General features: G+C 72.8%; 16 protein-coding genes and 1 riboswitch. Of the genes, 6 read left to right on the forward strand and 10 right to left on the reverse strand.

Annotated features, from left to right (window positions below):
• On the reverse strand, positions 1 to 931 hold a 931-nt coding region (locus AB0N76_RS36095; protein ID WP_363564687.1), incomplete at its 3' end, for a transglycosylase family protein.
• Positions 918 to 1,116, reverse strand: a riboswitch (cyclic di-AMP (ydaO/yuaA leader). It overlaps the preceding gene by 14 nt.
• Before the next feature lie 438 nt (positions 1,117 to 1,554).
• A complete protein-coding gene (locus AB0N76_RS36100) occupies positions 1,555 to 2,472 on the reverse strand; it encodes a hypothetical protein (RefSeq protein ID WP_363564689.1) in 918 nt (305 codons plus the stop codon).
• A 514-nt stretch (positions 2,473 to 2,986) separates the two neighbouring features.
• On the opposite strand from AB0N76_RS36100, the gene AB0N76_RS36105 reads away from it, so the two are divergent.
• Entirely contained in the window at positions 2,987 to 3,232 is a 246-nt protein-coding gene (locus tag AB0N76_RS36105) for a DUF397 domain-containing protein (protein ID WP_363564691.1), read from the forward strand.
• Between the two features lie 332 nt (positions 3,233 to 3,564).
• Here AB0N76_RS36105 and AB0N76_RS36110 read toward each other — a convergent pair whose 3' ends face one another.
• The gene (locus AB0N76_RS36110; protein WP_363564693.1) at positions 3,565 to 4,101 is read right to left on the reverse strand and encodes an ATP-binding protein; all 537 of its coding nucleotides are present in this window, start codon (positions 4,099 to 4,101) and stop codon (positions 3,565 to 3,567) included.
• Between the two features lie 415 nt (positions 4,102 to 4,516).
• Between AB0N76_RS36110 and AB0N76_RS36115 the strand changes: the two genes are divergently transcribed.
• Positions 4,517 to 5,383, forward strand: a complete 867-nt coding sequence (locus AB0N76_RS36115; RefSeq protein ID WP_363564695.1) for a helix-turn-helix transcriptional regulator — start codon at positions 4,517 to 4,519, stop codon at positions 5,381 to 5,383.
• Between the two features lie 75 nt (positions 5,384 to 5,458).
• On the opposite strand, the gene AB0N76_RS36120 is transcribed toward AB0N76_RS36115, so the two are convergent.
• Together AB0N76_RS36120 and AB0N76_RS36125 are read right to left on the reverse strand one after the other, a co-directional pair.
• A complete protein-coding gene (locus AB0N76_RS36120) occupies positions 5,459 to 6,064 on the reverse strand; it encodes a TetR family transcriptional regulator (RefSeq protein ID WP_363564697.1) in 606 nt (201 codons plus the stop codon).
• Positions 6,065 to 6,300: 236 nt separating this feature from the next.
• Complete coding sequence (locus tag AB0N76_RS36125; RefSeq protein WP_363564699.1) at positions 6,301 to 7,827, reverse strand: MFS transporter; 1,527 nt, start codon at positions 7,825 to 7,827, stop codon at positions 6,301 to 6,303.
• An 88-nt stretch (positions 7,828 to 7,915) separates the two neighbouring features.
• On the opposite strand from AB0N76_RS36125, the gene AB0N76_RS36130 reads away from it, so the two are divergent.
• A complete protein-coding gene (locus AB0N76_RS36130) occupies positions 7,916 to 8,347 on the forward strand; it encodes a MarR family transcriptional regulator (RefSeq protein WP_363564701.1) in 432 nt (143 codons plus the stop codon).
• Positions 8,348 to 8,366: 19 nt separating this feature from the next.
• Here AB0N76_RS36130 and AB0N76_RS36135 read toward each other — a convergent pair whose 3' ends face one another.
• The 5 genes from AB0N76_RS36135 to AB0N76_RS36155 form a co-directional block, all read right to left on the reverse strand.
• Positions 8,367 to 9,329: a M56 family metallopeptidase gene (locus AB0N76_RS36135; protein ID WP_363564703.1), complete on the reverse strand. Its 963-nt coding sequence runs from the start codon at positions 9,327 to 9,329 to the stop codon at positions 8,367 to 8,369.
• A gap of 156 nt (positions 9,330 to 9,485) precedes the next feature.
• Positions 9,486 to 10,052 carry a DUF5134 domain-containing protein gene (locus AB0N76_RS36140; protein WP_363564705.1) on the reverse strand — a complete coding sequence of 189 codons (567 nt, stop codon included), beginning with the start codon at positions 10,050 to 10,052 and terminating at the stop codon, positions 9,486 to 9,488.
• Between the two features lie 145 nt (positions 10,053 to 10,197).
• Complete coding sequence (locus AB0N76_RS36145; RefSeq protein ID WP_363564707.1) at positions 10,198 to 10,974, reverse strand: amino acid ABC transporter ATP-binding protein; 777 nt, start codon at positions 10,972 to 10,974, stop codon at positions 10,198 to 10,200.
• A complete protein-coding gene (locus AB0N76_RS36150; protein WP_363564709.1) occupies positions 10,971 to 11,873 on the reverse strand; it encodes an amino acid ABC transporter permease in 903 nt (300 codons plus the stop codon). Before AB0N76_RS36150 ends, AB0N76_RS36145 begins: the two co-directional genes overlap by 4 nt.
• The gene (locus tag AB0N76_RS36155; RefSeq protein ID WP_363564712.1) at positions 11,870 to 12,736 is read right to left on the reverse strand and encodes an ABC transporter substrate-binding protein; all 867 of its coding nucleotides are present in this window, start codon (positions 12,734 to 12,736) and stop codon (positions 11,870 to 11,872) included. Before AB0N76_RS36155 ends, AB0N76_RS36150 begins: the two co-directional genes overlap by 4 nt.
• 273 nt (positions 12,737 to 13,009) lie before the next feature.
• Here AB0N76_RS36155 and AB0N76_RS36160 point away from each other — a divergent pair, with 273 nt between their 5' ends.
• From AB0N76_RS36160 to AB0N76_RS36170, 3 genes are read left to right on the forward strand one after another with little or no spacing between them, the layout of a single operon-like run.
• Positions 13,010 to 14,410: a DUF6421 family protein gene (locus tag AB0N76_RS36160; RefSeq protein ID WP_363564714.1), complete on the forward strand. Its 1,401-nt coding sequence runs from the start codon at positions 13,010 to 13,012 to the stop codon at positions 14,408 to 14,410.
• The gene (locus tag AB0N76_RS36165) at positions 14,407 to 15,165 is read left to right on the forward strand and encodes an SDR family NAD(P)-dependent oxidoreductase (protein WP_363564716.1); all 759 of its coding nucleotides are present in this window, start codon (positions 14,407 to 14,409) and stop codon (positions 15,163 to 15,165) included. Before AB0N76_RS36160 ends, AB0N76_RS36165 begins: the two co-directional genes overlap by 4 nt.
• The gene (locus AB0N76_RS36170) at positions 15,162 to 16,241 is read left to right on the forward strand and encodes a low specificity L-threonine aldolase (RefSeq protein ID WP_363564718.1); all 1,080 of its coding nucleotides are present in this window, start codon (positions 15,162 to 15,164) and stop codon (positions 16,239 to 16,241) included. The genes AB0N76_RS36165 and AB0N76_RS36170 overlap by 4 nt, the downstream gene beginning before the upstream one ends.
• The last annotated feature ends 160 nt before the right edge of the window (positions 16,242 to 16,401 follow it).

The following is a 16,401-nucleotide window of genomic DNA, read 5'->3' on the forward strand; positions in this document are numbered from 1 at the left end:
GCGCCGGGGTCTCGGCCTGGGCGGCGGGCTTGGCGGCCGGGGCGGTGGTCTGCGCGGCGGGCTTGGCGGCCGCGGTGCCGTCCTGGGCGCCCTTGGCGCGGTTGAACCAGTCGAAGCCCTTGCCGGACGCGTCCTGGGCCTTGGCGCGGTCGCCCAGGGTCAGGTGCTGGCCCGGGTAGATGGCGTGCGGGCCCTCGGTCAGGGTGGCGCGGTTGAGCTCGTACAGCCGCTCCCAGCCGCCCTGGACCCCGTTCTTGTCGGCGATGGTGGAGAGCCAGTCGCCGGCGACCACGGTGTAGTCGTCCGAGGCGTGCTGGCCGGCCTGCTGACGCCACTGCTGCCAGTCCTGGCCGCCCTTGCCCTGGGCGTCGGCGGAGGTGGCGGCGGAGTCGGCGGCGGGGGCCTGGGTCTGCGGCTTCGCGGCGGGCTTGGCGGCCGGCTGCTGGGCGGCGGGCTTCTCGGCGGGCTTGGCGGCCGGGGCCGGGGTCTGCGCGGCCGGCTTGGCGGCGGCGGAGGTGTCCACGGCGGCGGGGGTGCCGCCCTTGGTCAGGCCGGCCTGGACCGAGCAGACCGGCCAGGCGCCGGGGCCCTGCGAGGCGAGGACCTTCTCGGCGACCGAGATCTGCTGGTCCTTGGTGGCGAGGTCGGCGCGCGCGGCGTACGCGGTGCCGCCGAAGCCGGACCAGGTGGAGTTGGTGAACTGGAGGCCGCCGTAGAAGCCGTTGCCGGTGTTGATGCTCCAGTTGCCGCCGCTCTCGCACTGGGCGACCTTGTCCCAGGTCGCGACGGAGGCGGCGGAGGCGGTGCCGGCGGTCAGGCAGGGGATGGTGAGGCCGATGCCCGCGACGCCGAGGGCGGCGATCGCGCGACGGGTACGGCCGGACAGACGGGTGCCGTTGGTGGGCAGCATGAAGACGCGGTCCTCTCCCACGCCTGCGAGGTGAGCTGTCGGATTCGGGCTGGAGTTGCCCGGCCGCGCTGTGGACGCGGCTTCACCCCTAGCCCGGGGCCGGTCCGTGGACCGGTCCTGGGCGGACTACCTGTGGTTCCCCCGCTCCTGCCGTGGTGCATTGCGCTGCCAGCGCACCCGACGGCAGGACTCGGCGTTGCGGGTGAACTGGGTCCGTGTGGCCACGAACGGGGAGCACGTTAAGCAGACCCGAGTTCAAACCGCAAACATGTGTGACGCTCGTCACGGTTTGCGAAAGCGGGGCTCGGGGGCTGTCCTTCATGATCAGAAATGACCGTTTTCGCGCAACGCTCGTCGTGGTCAACACAACTGCCGGTGCCTCAGGAGGCCGGTTCCGGCGCGGCGGCCCGGGGGAGGGTCCGGGGGAAGGAGGCGCGCCGACGGGCGCCGACGAGGCGTCGGACGGCGCTCGCCGGGCCGCACGCCGGGCCGCGGGCATCTCCGGTGAAAGCTCCACAGATCGGACAACTCGCCCCAACCTCACCGAATCACCGCAGTCCGGGCGGAGGGGGCGTCAGGCGCCGAGCACAACGGGGCCCGGGAACGCGTGCTGCGTTCCCGGGCCCCGCTGTCGTGGGTGTCCGCTACTGCGCGGCGTGCCGTCCGCTGCCCTTGGCGGCCTCCTCGGCGTCGGCCTCCTCGGCCGCGAGCCCGCCGTCGAAGGCCGGCAGGGCGGCCAGGTAGGTGGAGGCGACCAGCTGGCCGACCGCCTGGTAGGCGCCCAGCGGCGCGGCCGACGGGCAGCCGGTCTCCTCGGCGGCCGTGGCGAGCAGCTCGGAGTCGGCCTCCGGGCCGATCACCAGCGGCGCCAGCGCCGGGTTCTGCGCGCCCATCTCCTTGAGGTGGGCGACGGCGTCGACGACCGAGCCGGGCACGTCGAGCGCGGCGGCGACGACCGGCACGGCCAGTCGCGCGGCCAGCAGCATGCCGGTGATCCCGGCGGCGTCGGCCGCGGCCTGCCCGCCGGCGGTGGTGAGCACCACGCCGTCGGCGGCGGTCGCGATCGCGAACAGCCGGGCGCGGTCGGCGCGGGCCAGTCCGGCCTCGGAGAGGCGGACGTGGACGCCCTCGGCCAGCAGCGGGTGCGGGCCGAGCACGTCGGTGACGGTGGCGCCGTACGCGGAGGCCAGGTCGTGCAGGTCGGTCAGGAACCCGTGCGGGCCGGGAACCAGCGGGACCACCACCGGCGCCGGCAGGCCGGCCTCGGCCGCCTCGGCCAGCAGTTCGGCGACGGTGCGCTCCTCGCCGGCCTCGCCGTCGGCCGCGTCGGCCGGGAGGTAGCCGGCCACGGTCTGCACGCCGTTCTGCTCGCTGCGGACGATGGACAGCAGCTCCTCGACGACGGAGCGGGACTCGGGTCCGGCGGCCGCCGGGACGGCGAGCAGCAGGGCCGGGGAACCGGCCGGGATCTCGGGGCGCTCGGGACGGCGGTGGCGCCCCCGCGCACGGGAGCCTGGAGTGCGGACGGGCAGTGGCGCGCCCGGGATGGCTGCGGTGCTCATGGCGGAGATCGTAGGACATCCGCAGGCCCGGCCCGCAGTCGGCTGCCCCGCCGGGCGGGGCGGCACCACCGAAAACCGGACATATCCGGCCTCGGTCCGGCAGTTCTCCCGGTATCCGCTCAGATGCGCCGGAACGGGTCCCGCGTTGCAGGAGGGGCGCGTGAGATGTCTCACAGGGCTCGGGCCGCCTGACGGAGCGTCACGGCGGTGCGACTCCGGGCTTCGGAAGATCAACATTCAGCGGGCGGCCGCCTACGGGCGGTTAGCGACGGCTTGCCGATTCAGTCGGCTATGTCCGGTTACGTGCCGTCAGGCGGGCGGCTCGGGAAGAGTTCCGGTTCGGTGTCGAAACCGCCGTGCACCTGCAATGTCCCGTGCTGATGCACGTGCACAGGAGCTATCATCGCGTCAAGTGAGGCGTTGTGCCGGGCCGGTACGGGGCCGGCCCGGGCGTTCGGCCGAGGGTCGGGGCGCCGAGCGAACGACCCACTCCGGAGCTCTTCGGGAGATTTCTATGCACGACACATACGACGCGTACAACGGGATGGCCGCTGCGGACCTCGAGGGCGTGGTCTGGCAGAAGAGCCTGCACAGCAACTCTCAGGGCAACTGCGTCGAGTTCGCCGCCCTCCCGGGGGGCGAGGTGGCGATGCGCAACTCGCGCTTCCCGGACGGTCCGGCGCTGATCTACACCCGGGCCGAGATAGCGGCGCTGCTGCTGGGGGCCAAGGACGGGGAGTTCGACCACCTGGCGGTCTGACCGTCCGCCGGCTTCCGCCTTCACCATCGGGGGGCCGCACCATCGGGGGGCCGTCGTGGGTGCTGACACCACGACGGCCTTTGTCTTTTGCCACTGTCTTCTGCCGCGGGATGGCCACCCGGTTCCCGATCGCCGCCGCCGGGCCGAGCCGCCGCACGCGGGTCGGAGGGGGCGTCACCGCCGGGAGGCCTTCGGTACCCGCTGCCCGAGGGTGACCGACTGCCGTTGCCGGGGTGTCGTGGTGTCGAGACGGTGTGTGGCCGTCCATCCGGGGTGTGGGCTCCCGGAGGGGTACTGCCGGTGGGGCGATGGTGCCCGGGGTCGCCGCGGCGCTAGGCCGAGCGTCGGTGCCGTCCGCCGAACTCGGCCACCGGAAGGGGCCGTTGTTCCGGCTCCAGCGGTACCGGTTCCGCCTCGAACAGCGCCCAGACGACCTTGCCGCCGCCCAGCGGGTGCCAGCCCCAGGAACGGCTGAACGAGTCGACCAGGTGCAGCCCGCGGCCGGACTCCGCCACGAAGTCCGCCTCCCGGGCGACCGGCCCGGTGCTGCTGGGATCGCTCACGGCACAGACCACCTGGGGTGCGCGGTGCACCAGGCTTATTCGGATCGGCAGCCGGCCCTCGGCCGCCGCCTGCATGGGAAGGTCGTACTCACCCACCGCACCGGGGCACGCGCCGATCGCGTGCCGCAGGGCGTTGGTCACCAGCTCCGAGGCCACCAGCGCGACGTCGTCGAAGAGCTCGCCCAGCCCCCAGCGCTGGAGGGCGGTCCTGGCGAAGTCGCGCGCGGTTCTGACGGCTTCATAACGGGGAGCGAGCGTACAGGTGACCACATGGGGGTCGACTGCCAAGGCCGTTCCGGTGCTCATGAAGAGCTCCTCCCATAAGGGGGCGGACACGGCTGGACCCGCCGGGGTCATGCCGGTCACCTCCGACTCGCTCGGCCGCGCGGCCGCCCCCTCGACCAGGCGCGCGCGCACGAGGGCCCGGAGGCGCGGGGGCGCTGCCGGGCCGGTGCACGGAGTCGCGCGTGGGGTCGACGCGGAGCCCGCGGGATTGCCAGGGATGTGCAGGTGCACGTGCACCATCGTGCTCTGCGCTCACTGCAGATGCAAGAGTCGATTCACGTGCAGTCGTTCAAATGGCATATGCAAGCGCCGAATGCACGTGCATCCTGGTGTGCGGAGTGCAGAACTGATAGGAACATCCGTCAGTATCGGCACCGTGAGCGCTCAACTGATGGCAGACTGTGCGCTGTTTGCCCTAGGTGGAGGTTAGGACCGCATGACCACAGTTCAGCCGGGCGGCGGCTCGATGGTCCGCCGGATCCTCCTCGGCTCCCAGCTGCGCCGGCTCCGTGAGACGCGCGGCATCACCCGCGAGGACGCGGGCTACGCGATCAGGGCCTCCGAGTCCAAGATCAGCCGCATGGAACTCGGCCGCGTCAGCTTCAAGGAACGCGACGTCGCCGACCTGCTCAGCCTCTACGGCGTGGACGACGGCCTCGAACGCGAGGCGCTGCTCGGCCTGGTCCGGGAGGCCAACAAGTCGGGCTGGTGGCACAGCTTCAACGACGTCCTGCCGGGTTGGTTCCAGACCTACGTCGGCCTCGAGGAGGCCGCCGCCCTCATCCGCACCTACGAGGTCCAGTTCGTCCCCGGCCTGCTCCAGTCCGAGGAGTACGCCAGGGCGGTTTTCGGCCAGAGTCGGCCGGTGATCAGCGAGGAGGAGGTCGAACGCCGGGTCAGCCTGCGGATGCGCCGCCAGAAGCTGCTCACCGAGGGCGACAGCCCGCGGCTCTGGGCCGTCATCGACGAGGCCGCGCTGCGCCGTCCGGTCGGCGGGCCCAAGGTGATGCGCGGCCAGGTCCAGTACCTGATCGACGCCGCCGAGCAGGCCAACGTGGTGATCCAGGTCATGCCGTTCCGCTTCGGCGCGCACGCCGGTGAGTCCGGTGCGTTCACCATCCTGCGGTTCCCCGAGCAGGACCTCGCCGACGTGGTCTACCTGGAGCAGCTGACCAGCGCGCTGTACCTCGACAAGCGCGACGACGTCGACGCCTACATCCAGGTGATGGAGCGGCTCTGCGTGGACAGCCTCACGCCCGAGCGCACCATCGACCTGCTGGCCTCGATCCTGAAGGAGCGCTGAGCGGCTCCTGCCGGTACGCCGGGTGAGCCGGTGCGCCGGAGCACCGGTCGCCGGGGCGGCCGCCGGTCCCGCGGTTCAGTCGCGGGCCGGCGGCCGTTCGCGTTCCGGCGGCAGCGGCTGCGGCGGGCAGCCGAGGTGCCAGGGCAGGTCGTAGCGGCGGAACAGGTCCGCCCGGATCGGCGCCAGCGACAGCTCGACCCCCGGCAGCAGCACGCCTATGCAACCGCCCATCAGCGCGCTGCGCAGCACGGCGTGCTCGGCCGCCGGGTCGGGCGCGCCCCAGTCGCCCAGCAGCTCCTGGAGGAGCGTGCCGAGCCGCTGCTGCTCCGGGTCCTGGACGAAGGCGCCGGTGTCCGGGTCGAGGATCAGCGCGAGGTGCGCGCGCATCACCCGGGGGTGGGCCAGGGCCACGTCGAGCACCGTGTCGATGGCCCGGGCCAGCCGGTCCTCCGGGGTCGCGTCGGGGGCCAGTCCGCCGAGCGCGGCGGAGAGCGCCTGGTGGATCAGCCGGTGGGTGGCGGACTGCATCAGCAGCCGTTTGCCGTCGAAGTAGTACGAGACCAGGCCCCGGGCGAGCCCGGCCCGTTCGGCGATGTCGGTCAGCGTGGTGCCGGCGTATCCCTGCTGGTCGACGAGCTCGACCGTGGCGCGCATGATGCGGCGCCGGGAACGCCGGCGCATCTCCTCATTGACCGAATCCCCGCGAGGTGCCATCGTGTCTGCTCCGTACGATCGTTGACCGGCGGCCAATATACTGGCGGCGCCGGCGGCCGAACCGGGTTTCCCGGCGTTCGGTCGGACGGTCAGGCTCGGTTCGTACGGAGGCGCCGGCCCTACCAACACGGGGGTTTGGTAGAGCCGGCGCCCTGCCCGGAGGCGGGGGTCGGCCTCGGGCTCCGGGAAACCTCTGCTGTTGCTCAGCCCTTGCTGAGGACCTCGTCGCGCCGGTCGGCCAGGTCCCCGCGGGTCCCCGCTGACGGATAATCATAGTCCGGGACCGGGAGGGGAGTTGACCGCTTCCGCCGGTCGAGCACCGCGCCGGTGGCGGCGATCAGCAGGCCGATCAGGGCGATCGCGGTGACGAAGAGCAGCGCCGGCCGGTAGCCGTCCAGCTGGGCCTGGGCGCTGGTGCCGCCGCCGTTCCCGGCGGTGATGATCGCGGTGGCGCCGGCCAGGACGACCGCGGTGCCCACCTGGATCCCGGTGTTCACCAGCCCGGAGGCCAGCCCCTGCTCCTCGTCGGCCACCCCGTCGGTGGCGGCGATGTTCACCGAGGGGAAGGCGAGCGCGAAGCCGACCCCGAGCAGCACGATCGAGGGCAGCACCAGGGCCGGGTAGGAGCTGTGCTCGTCCAGCCGCAGGAACAGGGCGAACGCGGCGACCAGGGCGAGCAGGCCGATCGGCAGCAGCCGGCCGGTGCCGAAGCGGTCCACCACCGGGCCCATGAACGGCGCCGAGAGCGCGATCATGGCGCCGGCCGGGAGCAGTCCTAGCGCCATCTCCAGCGCCGACCAGCCGAGCAGGTCCTGGAGGTAGAGGGTGACCACGAACTGGAAGCCGCCGTACGCGCCGGCCATCGTGAAGGCGATCACGTTGGCTCGGGCGACCGCGCCGTTGCGGAAGATGCCGAGCCGGACCAGCGGGTGCGCGGTGCGGCTCTCGACCACCAGGAAGGCGGCGGCGAGCAGGACGACGACCGCAAGCGAGCCGAGCGTGCGCAGGCTCAGCCAGCCGGCGCCCTGCGCCTCGGTCGCGGTGAAGACCAGCAGCAGTACGGCGGTGGTGCCGGTGATCGCGCCCAGCACGTCGTAGCGGCCGGCGGCCTTCTCCTCGACCGGGCGGGGGAGCAGCCGGACGGCGAAGAGCAGGGCGAGCAGCGCGATCGGGACGGGCATCAGGAAGGTCCAGCGCCAGCCGACGGAGGTGAGCAGTCCGCTGAGCACCAGGCCGAGCGAGAAGCCGCTGGCCCCGCAGGTGGTGTAGATCGACAGCGCCCGGTTGCGGGACGGGCCCTCCGGGAACGTGGTGGTGATGATCGACAGGCCGGCCGGCGCGGTGAACGCGGCGGCGACGCCCTTCAGGAAGCGGGCGGCGATCAGCAGGCCGCCGTCGTCGACCAGCCCGCCGAGCAGCGAGGCGGCGGCGAACACGCCGAGCGCGACCAGGAAGACCCGGCGGCGGCCGAGCAGGTCGGCGGTGCGGCCGCCGAGCAGCAGCAGGCCGCCGTAGCCGAGCACGTAGCCGGAGACCACCCACTGCAGGGTGGAGGTGGAGAGGTGGAGTTCGGACCCGATGGAGGGGAGGGCGATGCCCACCATCGAGACGTCCAGGGCGTCCAGGAAGAGCGCGGCGCAGAGCACGATCAGCGTGCCCCAGAGGCGGGGGGTCCAGTGTGCCCCGCCGGGTGATGAGTCGTCGGTCGTCGTGACGGTCGCGGTGGTCATGGATCAAGAGGCTACATGCACGTGCATCCAATGCAAGTGAATAAGATGTTAACGCATAAGTTGCCGCCGCCTGTGATATCGTGGCGGCGTGGCTGAACTCGACTCCCCGGCGGAGGCAGGTCTGGTCGCCGAGTGGCGCGACCTGCTGGCTCGGCATGCCCAGACGGCCTGTCTGCTGGACCGCGAACTCGGTGAGAAGCACGGCCTGGGCATGAGCGAGTTCGAGGTGCTGGAACGCCTCGTCGAGGGCTGCCGGGGCGGCGGCCACGCGCTGCGCGTCCAGGAGCTCGGCGACACCGTGCACCTCAGCCAGAGCGCGCTCTCCCGGCTGATCGGCCGGCTGGAGAAGGCGGGGCTGGTGACCCGGGCGATGTGCGCCGACGACCGGCGCGGCATCCAGGTCTCGCTCACCGAGGAGGGCCGCCGGCGCTACACGGAGGCCCGCCCGCTGCACCGCGAGGTGCTCTCGCTCACCCTGGCCGAGGATCCGGTGCGGGTCTGCGGGCCGCTCACCGACTGACCGGCCCCGTCCCGTTCGCTCAGCGCAGCGCCAGCAGACCCGGCGCAGCGGCCAGCAGGACGACCGCGGCGGGCGCCGCCAGGGCGGCCAGGGTCAGCCGGAGCCGGTGCGGCACGGAGAGCCGCGGCCGCCCGGCCAGCAGCCGGTCCACCCGCTTCGGGGACTGCGCCTGCCCGGGCGGGCAGGCGCCGAACACCCCGCGCCCCAGGTTGAGTTCGGCCAGCGCCAGGGCCGTGGTGTGCCGCCCGTGCCGGCGCGCCGCCCGGTCGTCCGCCGCCAGCTCCACCAACTCGCCCACCTGGTCCCGGAAGGCGCTGAACACCCCCACCCCGGGGAACCCGGAGGCGAGCGCCTCGGCGCCCTGCGCCAGCCAGTGGTGCCGGGCCCGGACGTGCCCGCGCTCATGGCTGAGCACCGCCGCCAGCTCCCGGTCGGTCAGCTGCCGCATCGCCCCGGTGGTCACCACCAGCCGGGAGTTGGGCCCGGGCAGCGACCACGCCTCCGGCCGGACGTTCTCCAGCACCACCAGCCGCTCCCGCCGCTGCCGGGCGCCCGCCCCCGAACCGGGTTCGATCGACTCCGGCAACCCGGGTGACAGCTCGGCCAGTTGGGCGTGCCGACGGTCCCGCAGCGCCTTCGCCGACCGGACCTCACGGGTCAGCGCGAACACCGTCTGCACCCCGCCCGCCGCCAGCACCGCCGCCCACAGCCGGCCCCACCCCTCGGCGTTGTGCAGCCCGTACGCCGCCTCCACGCCGTTCGGCGCGTTCGAGAACAGCAGCGCCCGCAACTCGGGCAGCGCCGCCATCGCCGCCAGCACCAGACTCAACGCGCAGCACAGCAGCACCGCCACCACCAGGCACTGCCAGACCAGCAGCGCCAGCACCGGTTCCCGCTCCACCCACCGCGCCCGCGCCAGCAGCCGCGGCGCGACGGTGGCGAACAGCAGTCCGAGCAGCAGCAGGCCGAGCAGGGCCGTCATGGCATGGGCTCCCCGAGGACGCACGGAGCGCGACAAGCGCGCTTCCGGTCAACCTATGCGCTGGGGTGGCGGGGTGGAACGGCTTTCGGGGCGCCAGTGACCAACGCCACGGCCGGTGGTGGGCGGGGTGCCGGGCGGGGGTGGCGGGCGGCCGGGTCACATGGTCAGGAGCATGGCGAACATTCCGATGCCCATGGCCAGTCGGCAGGCCCGGGGCAGGGCCGTCGCGATCATCGGCGCGCCGCCGCCGGGGGTGGTCAGGAGGCGGGTGCCGGACCAGAGCGCGTACCCGCCGAAGTAGGCGAGCAGGGCGCCGGTCAGCGCCGGTGAGCCGGTCGCCGGGGCGTGGTGGGCCGGGTGGCCGGGGACGGCCGTCATCGCCAGTGCCATGTAGGTCATCGCCAGCGCGCCGACCGCGTGGTGCAGCCGGTGCGCCCGGCGGGCCGGGCGGCGGGCGGCCGCGAGCAGCAGGAGTACGGCGGGCGGACCGTACACCCAGGCCCAGACGGTGCCCGGCACGGCCGTCCCGGTCAGGGCCATCGCCGCCATCCCGAAGCCCATCAGCCCCTCGGCGAGGTCGGACTCGCGGGCGTGCCGCCGGTGCGCCGGGTCCGAGGGGTCGGACGGTCCGCACGCGCCGTGGCGCAGCCGGGTGAGGCAGTAGCCGCCGGAGGCCGCGGTGAGGGCGGCCAGCAGCCAGCTGACCAGGGCTGGACCGTGCAACGGCGGCCTCCCGGGCGGCGCGGACGGGCGTCCCGTCAACGATCACGGCTGGGCGCCGCCCGCAGCAGGGCGCGTACGGGGGCGCGCGGTGGTGCCCACCGGAGTGCCGCCCTCCGGTGGGCGCCGGGTCAAGGGGTGAGCCGGGTCAAGGGGCGAGCCGGCCGGAGGCGATCACCCGGCTCAGGAAGCGGCGGGTCCGCTCCTGTCGGGGCGCCCCGAACACCTGCTCCGGCGGCCCCTGTTCGAGCACCACCCCGCCGTCCAGGAAGCAGACCTCGTCGGCGACCTCGCGGGCGAACCCCATCTCGTGGGTGGCGAGCAGCATCGTCATGCCTTGCTCCTTCAGGTCGCGCACCACCGCCAGCACCTCGCCGACCAGCTCCGGGTCGAGCGCCGCGGTGATCTCGTCGAGCAGCAGCAGCCGGGGGCCGGTGGCCAGCGCGCGGACGATGGCGACCCGCTGCTGCTGCCCGCCGGAGAGCCGGTCCGGGTAGGCGCGCGCCTTCGCGGCGAGCCCGAGCCGGTCCAGCAGTTCCAGCGCCCGCGCCTCCGCCTCGGCCCGGGGCACGCCGTGCACCCGGCGCGGGGCGAGCGTGACGTTCTCCAGCACCGTCAGGTGCGGGAACAGGTTGTACGCCTGGAACACCACGCCGATCCGCCGCCGGACGGCGTCCTCGTCGACCCGCGGGTCGGTGATCTCCGCGCCGTCCAGGAACACCGCGCCGTCGTCGATCCGCTCCAGCAGGTTGACGCACCGCAGCAGCGTCGACTTGCCGGAGCCGGAGGCCCCGATCAGCGCCGTCACCGAGTGCTCGGGCACCGTGAGGTGCACGTCCCGCAGCACCACCTGGCCGGCGCCGAAGGTCTTGCGCACGGCCTCCAGCCGCAGCACCGGGCCGATGGCCCCGCCGCTGTCGGTCACGACGGCCCCCCTTCGTGTTGACGGCGGTTCATCCGGGCGGTCAGCCAGCCGGTGAACCGGGTGAGCGGGATGGTCAGGACCACGAAGACCAGCGCCGCCACCAGGTACGGGGTGGAGTTGAACGAGCGCCCGTTGATGATCTTCGCCGCGTACACCGCGTCGATCACCCCGCCGATCGACACCAGACCGGTGTCCTTCTGCAGGCTGACCAGGTTGTTGAGCAGCGGCGGCACCACCCGGCGGACCGCCTGCGGCAGCACCACGTGGCGCATCGCCTGGGCGGCCGACAGGCCCAGCGACCGGGCGGCGGCCCGCTGGCTCGGGTGCACCGACTCGATCCCGGCCCGGAACACCTCGGACACGTAGGCCGAGTACGTCAGCACCAGCGCCGCGCCGCCCAGCCAGAGCGGATCGGTGGTGACGCCGGTCAGCCGCAGCGCCGGCACGCCGGTGATCATCACCAGCAGGCAGATGATCATCGGCAGGCCGAGGAAGAAGTCCACGTAGGCCGTGGCCAGCAGCCGCACCGGCAGGAACACCGGCCCGCGCAGCGTCCGGAGCACCGCCAGCAGCAGGCCGAACACCAGGATCAGCACCCCGCAGACGGCCATCAGCTCCAGGTTGATCCGCAGCCCCTTGAGCACCTCGGGCAGCGCCTGGCGGGCGTACTCGGCGTTCAGGAAGGAGCGCCGCACGGCCGGCCAGCCCGGCGACCCGACCACCAGCGCCACCAGCGCGACCGCCGTCACCAGGGTCGAGACCCCGGCGATCAGCGCCGAGCGGCGGGCCCGGCGGCGCCGGTAGGCCTCGTGGGCGAGCCGCCGCGCCGACGGCCGGTAGCCGTCCGGGAGCGCCTTGCCGAGGACCGGGCCGGCCGCCTCCGCCTCACCGGTGCTCACGTGAGGACGGGGGCCGAGACGGCGTCGGAGAGCCACCGCTGCTCCAGCTTCGCGAGCGTGCCGTCGGCGCGCAGCGCGTCCACCGCGGCGGAGACGCAGCCGGTCAGCTTCGAGCCCTTGTCCAGCACCAGCCCGAACTGCTCGCCCTGCGCCGGTCCCGACAGCTGGCCGACGACCTGAGCCTCGGTCACCTCGGCGCCGGTGATGTAGAAGGCGGTCGGCAGGTCCACCACCAGCGCCTCGACCTGACCGTTCCTCAGCGCGGCCTTGGCGAGGTCGTTGGAGTCGAAGACGGCGGGCTGGACGGTCGGCCGGATGGTGTCGGTGACCGCGTTCAGGCTGGTGGTGCCGACCTGCGCGCCCAGCTTGACGCCCTTGAGGTCGGCGAGGCTCCTGGCCGACGCCGCCTTGGAGCTCTTCAGCGCGATCACCGCCTGCCGGACGTCGTAGTAGCCGGAGGAGAAGTCCACGGCCTGCCGGCGCTCGGCGCTGATCGACACCTGGTTGACGTCGAAGTCGAAGTCCTTGGGGCCGGGCGCGGTCGCCTTGCCGAACGGCGCGACCACCCAGGCCACCTTCTCCTTGGGGTAGCCCAGCCGCTCCGCGACCGCGTACGCCACCGCCGACTCGAAGCCCTTGCCGTTCTCCGGCCGGTCCTCGGAGAACCACGGCTCGTACGCGGGCTTGTCGGTGCCGACGGTCAGCGTCCCCGCCGTCCGGGTCGCCAGCGCGCCGGGCGCGCAGCCGGCCGACGAGCTGGCCGCCACGGGGGAGGAGTCCTGCGGCGCGCAGGCGGTGCCGGCGGCCAGGACGGCGCCGGCGAGCAGGAGGACGGCGGCGGGTGTGCGGGGGAGGATGGGCATGGCGGTGCTCCTCGGTGCTGCTGGGGAGGGACGGGCGGGACCGGTCGGATGGGGAACCTCCCCCGGTGGCGCCCCCGGAACACGCGCGGCATGGTCGGCTTACCGGGGTTCGTCCGGCCCTGTCCGGAAGATCCCGGCACCTGTTCACACGGAGGACATGCGGCCCGCACCGCCGGTCACCGGAGATCCGCCGCCGAGTGGGCCCTTGAACAGAAGAACCTTTCGTACGTATGGTGGTCTCGTTGAAAACCCTCCTGTCGAAGTGAGTCCCCGATGCAGAATCTTTCGCCAAGGCTGACCGTGGCGTCCGACGCCCCGGTTCAGAACCTCGCCGGCCACCCGGCCTGGCTGCGTCTGAAGGATGCCGTCGAGGCCCTGCGCCCCCTGCAGTCCAAGGACGGCTCCATCGACCTGTCCGCCGTCCAGCGCCAGACGGTCGACCCGCTGGTCGAGACCGTGCGCGCCGCCGTCGCGGAGCTCGCCCCGCTCTTCCCGCACGACGCCGCCTACCTGGCCGCCGTCGACGCGGACCTCGCCAAGTGGGCCGACACCGGCTACCGCGAGCCCGACTTCCTGGACTCGCTGCTCGCCTTCCAGCCCGCCGAGCAGCGCGAGGACGGCCTCCAGCACCTGGTGGTCTTCCCGATGTACACCCAGAACGGCAACCCGGACCGCAACCTGGAAGCCGTCCTGCTGAACGTCGTCTGGCCCGAGTGGCTCGCCGAGCTGGAGCGGACCCGCTTCGACAACCCGATGTTCGTGCCGATCACCTTCACCGACTTCACGGCCGGCTACGACACCAACTCCGCCGTCCTCTTCCCCGAGACCGTGGCCGTGCGCAAGGCGCCGGAACGTTTCACCTGGGGCGGCATCTTCTGTGACCGCGAGGCCGCCCGCTTCCGCGTCGTCACCACCAACGCCGTCGAGCAGCTCGGCCTGGAGATCCCCGCCGACGCCGCGAGCCTGCTGCAGGACCAGGAGCGCTCGCAGCAGACCTTCGTGCTCTGGGACCTCATCCACGACCGGACCCACAGCCACGGCGACCTGCCGTTCGACCCCTTCATGATCAAGCAGCGCAGCCCGTTCTGGATGTACGGCCTGGAGGAGCTCCGCTGCGACCTCACCACCTTCAAGGAGGCGGTGCAGCTGGAGACCGAGGGCAACGAGCACGCCCGCGACGTCCAGTACGCGATCCTCTTCGACCGCCTCTTCCGCTTCCCGGTCAGCGGCGACCGCGTGCGCAACTACGACGGCATGGGCGGCCAGCTGCTCTTCGCCTACCTGCACAAGCACGACGCGCTGCGTTGGCGCGACAACCGCCTCAGCATCGACTGGGAGCGGGCCCCGCAGGTCACCAACGCGCTCTGCGCCGAGATCGAGACCCTGTACCGCGACGGCATCGACCGGCCCAAGCCGGCCCACTGGATCGCCGCCTACGAGCTGGTCTCCCGCTACCTCACCCCGCACCCCGCCTCCACCTGGGCCAAGGGCACCGAGGCGCTCCCGTTCGACACCACCGACGGCAAGGCCCTCAACAAGGCCCTGTGCGACGCCGTGCTCCCCGACGAGTTCCCGCTGAGCATGTTCTACGAGGCCCTCTCCAAGAAGCTCAGCGGCGTCATCGCCTCCACCACCGGCATCACCGGCGCCGGCCTGCAGGAGGTCGCCGCGTGACCACCGCACCCAAGGGACCGCTCACCGGCAAGGTCATCGCCGTCGCCGGAGCCAGCGGCCCGGCCGGCCAGGCCGTGCTGCGCCGCCTCGCCGCCGACGGCGCGACCGTCGTCGGCGCCGACATCGACGCCCAGCGCCTGGAGTCCGCCCTCGACTCCGTCCGCATCGCCGTGCGCGGAGCGAAGGTCAGCGGCCAGGTCATCGACCTCCTCGACCCGCAGGAGGTGCACGACTGGGCCGACCACCTGGAGGCCGAGCACGGGCACGTCGACGGCGTGTTCCACCTCGTCGGCGGCTGGCGCGGCAGCAAGACCTTCTTCGACAGCCGGATCGACGACTGGGACTTCCTGCACGACACCGTCGTGCGGACCCTCCAGCACACCTCGCTGGCGTTCCAGCCCGCCCTGGTCCGCAGCGAGGCCGGCCGCTACGCCATGATCTCGGCCGCCGCCGCGCACAAGCCCACCGCGGGCGGCGCCGCCTACGCCGCCGCCAAGGCCGCCACCGAGGCCTGGACGCTCGCCATGGCGGACTCCTTCCGCAAGGAGACCACCGCCGAGGACGGCAAGCCCACCGCCGCAGCTGCGATCCTGGTGATCAAGGCGTTGGTCAGTCCCGAGATGCGGGCCGAGAAGCCGGAGGCGAAGTTCGCCGGCTTCACCGACACCGCCGACCTCGCCGCCCACCTGGCGGGCCTCTGGGACCGCCCCGCAGAAGAACTGAACGGACAGCACCTGTGGCTGACAGCCCGATGACCGACCTCGCCGGCCGCACGGACGCGGAACGGCGGCACGACCCCGCCGTCCGCGGCTTCGCCAGCGACAACTACGCCGGCGTGCACCCCGAGATCCTCGCCGCCATAGCCCTCGCCAACGGCGGCCACCAGGTCGCCTACGGCGAGGACGACTACACCACCCACCTGCAGGACGTCTTCCGCCGCCACTTCGGCGACCAGGCCGAGGCGTACCCCGTGTTCAACGGGACCGGCGCCAACGTCGTCGCCCTGCAGGCCCTGCTCCCGCGCTGGGGCGCCGTGATCGCCGCCGACTCCGCCCACATCAACGTGGACGAGGGCGGCGCGCCGGAGAAGATGGGCGGCATCAAGCTGCTCACCGTCCCCACCCCGGACGGCAAGCTCACCCCCGAGCTCATCGACCAGCAGGCCTGGGGCTACGGCGACGAGCACCGCGCGCAGCCGCTCGCGGTCTCGATCACCCAGAGCACCGAGCTCGGCACCCTCTACACCGTCGAGGAGATCCGGGCGATCGTCGACCACGCGCACCAGCTGGGCATGCTGGTCCACGTGGACGGCTCCCGCATCGCCAACGCGGCCGCCTCGCTCGGCGTCCCGCTGCGCGCCTTCACCACGGACGTGGGCGTCGACGTGCTGTCCTTCGGCGGCACGAAGAACGGCCTGCTCTTCGGTGAGTGCGTGGTCGTGCTCAACCCCGAGAAGGTCCGGAACATCAAGTTCCTGCGCAAGACCTCGATGCAGCTCGCGTCGAAGATGCGCTTCGTCTCGGTCCAGTTCGAGGCACTGCTCTCCGGTGACCTCTACCTCCGCAACGCCGGCCACGCCAACGCGATGGCCAGCCGCCTGGAGGCTGCCGTCCGGGGTATCGACGGTGTGACGATCGTCCGCCCGGTCCAGGCGAACGCGGTCTTCGCGATCCTCCCGCGCGAGGTGAGCGAGCGGCTGCAGAAGCGCTACCGCTTCTACTTCTGGAACGAGCACACCGGCGAGGTCCGCTGGATGTGTTCGTACGACACCACGGAGGCCGACATCGACGCCTTCGCGGCGGCCATCGCCGAGGAGATGGGCCGCGTCTGACGCGCCCCTGACCGCCGATCGTCCCGCCCTGCCGCCGCAGGGCGGGACGATTTGCATGTGGCCCGCCGGTCCCCGTACAGTTCCGGAGTCGCCGCGAGAGAGCGGGGGCAAGCGGAAAGCCGAGTCGGTTGAGTGAAGCTCCGGAAAACGGAGTGGAAAA

Origin of the sequence: Kitasatospora sp. NPDC093806 (assembly GCF_040683335.1) — a bacterium.
Lineage (GTDB): Bacteria > Actinomycetota > Actinomycetes > Streptomycetales > Streptomycetaceae > Kitasatospora.

Excerpts from the sequence above, each read along its gene's own strand:
- AB0N76_RS36100 (WP_363564689.1), bottom strand. The coding sequence starts at position 2,472 with ATGAGCACCGCAGCCATCCCGGGCGCGCCACTGCCCGTCCGCACTCCA.
- AB0N76_RS36105 (WP_363564691.1), top strand. The coding sequence starts at position 2,987 with ATGCACGACACATACGACGCGTACAACGGGATGGCCGCTGCGGACCTC.
- AB0N76_RS36110 (WP_363564693.1), bottom strand. The coding sequence starts at position 4,101 with ATGAGCACCGGAACGGCCTTGGCAGTCGACCCCCATGTGGTCACCTGT.
- AB0N76_RS36115 (WP_363564695.1), top strand. The coding sequence starts at position 4,517 with ATGACCACAGTTCAGCCGGGCGGCGGCTCGATGGTCCGCCGGATCCTC.
- AB0N76_RS36120 (WP_363564697.1), bottom strand. The coding sequence starts at position 6,064 with ATGCGCCGGCGTTCCCGGCGCCGCATCATGCGCGCCACGGTCGAGCTC.
- AB0N76_RS36125 (WP_363564699.1), bottom strand. The coding sequence starts at position 7,827 with ATGACCACCGCGACCGTCACGACGACCGACGACTCATCACCCGGCGGG.
- AB0N76_RS36135 (WP_363564703.1), bottom strand. The coding sequence starts at position 9,329 with ATGACGGCCCTGCTCGGCCTGCTGCTGCTCGGACTGCTGTTCGCCACC.
- AB0N76_RS36155 (WP_363564712.1), bottom strand. The coding sequence starts at position 12,736 with ATGCCCATCCTCCCCCGCACACCCGCCGCCGTCCTCCTGCTCGCCGGC.
- AB0N76_RS36160 (WP_363564714.1), top strand. The coding sequence starts at position 13,010 with ATGCAGAATCTTTCGCCAAGGCTGACCGTGGCGTCCGACGCCCCGGTT.
- AB0N76_RS36170 (WP_363564718.1), top strand. The coding sequence starts at position 15,162 with ATGACCGACCTCGCCGGCCGCACGGACGCGGAACGGCGGCACGACCCC.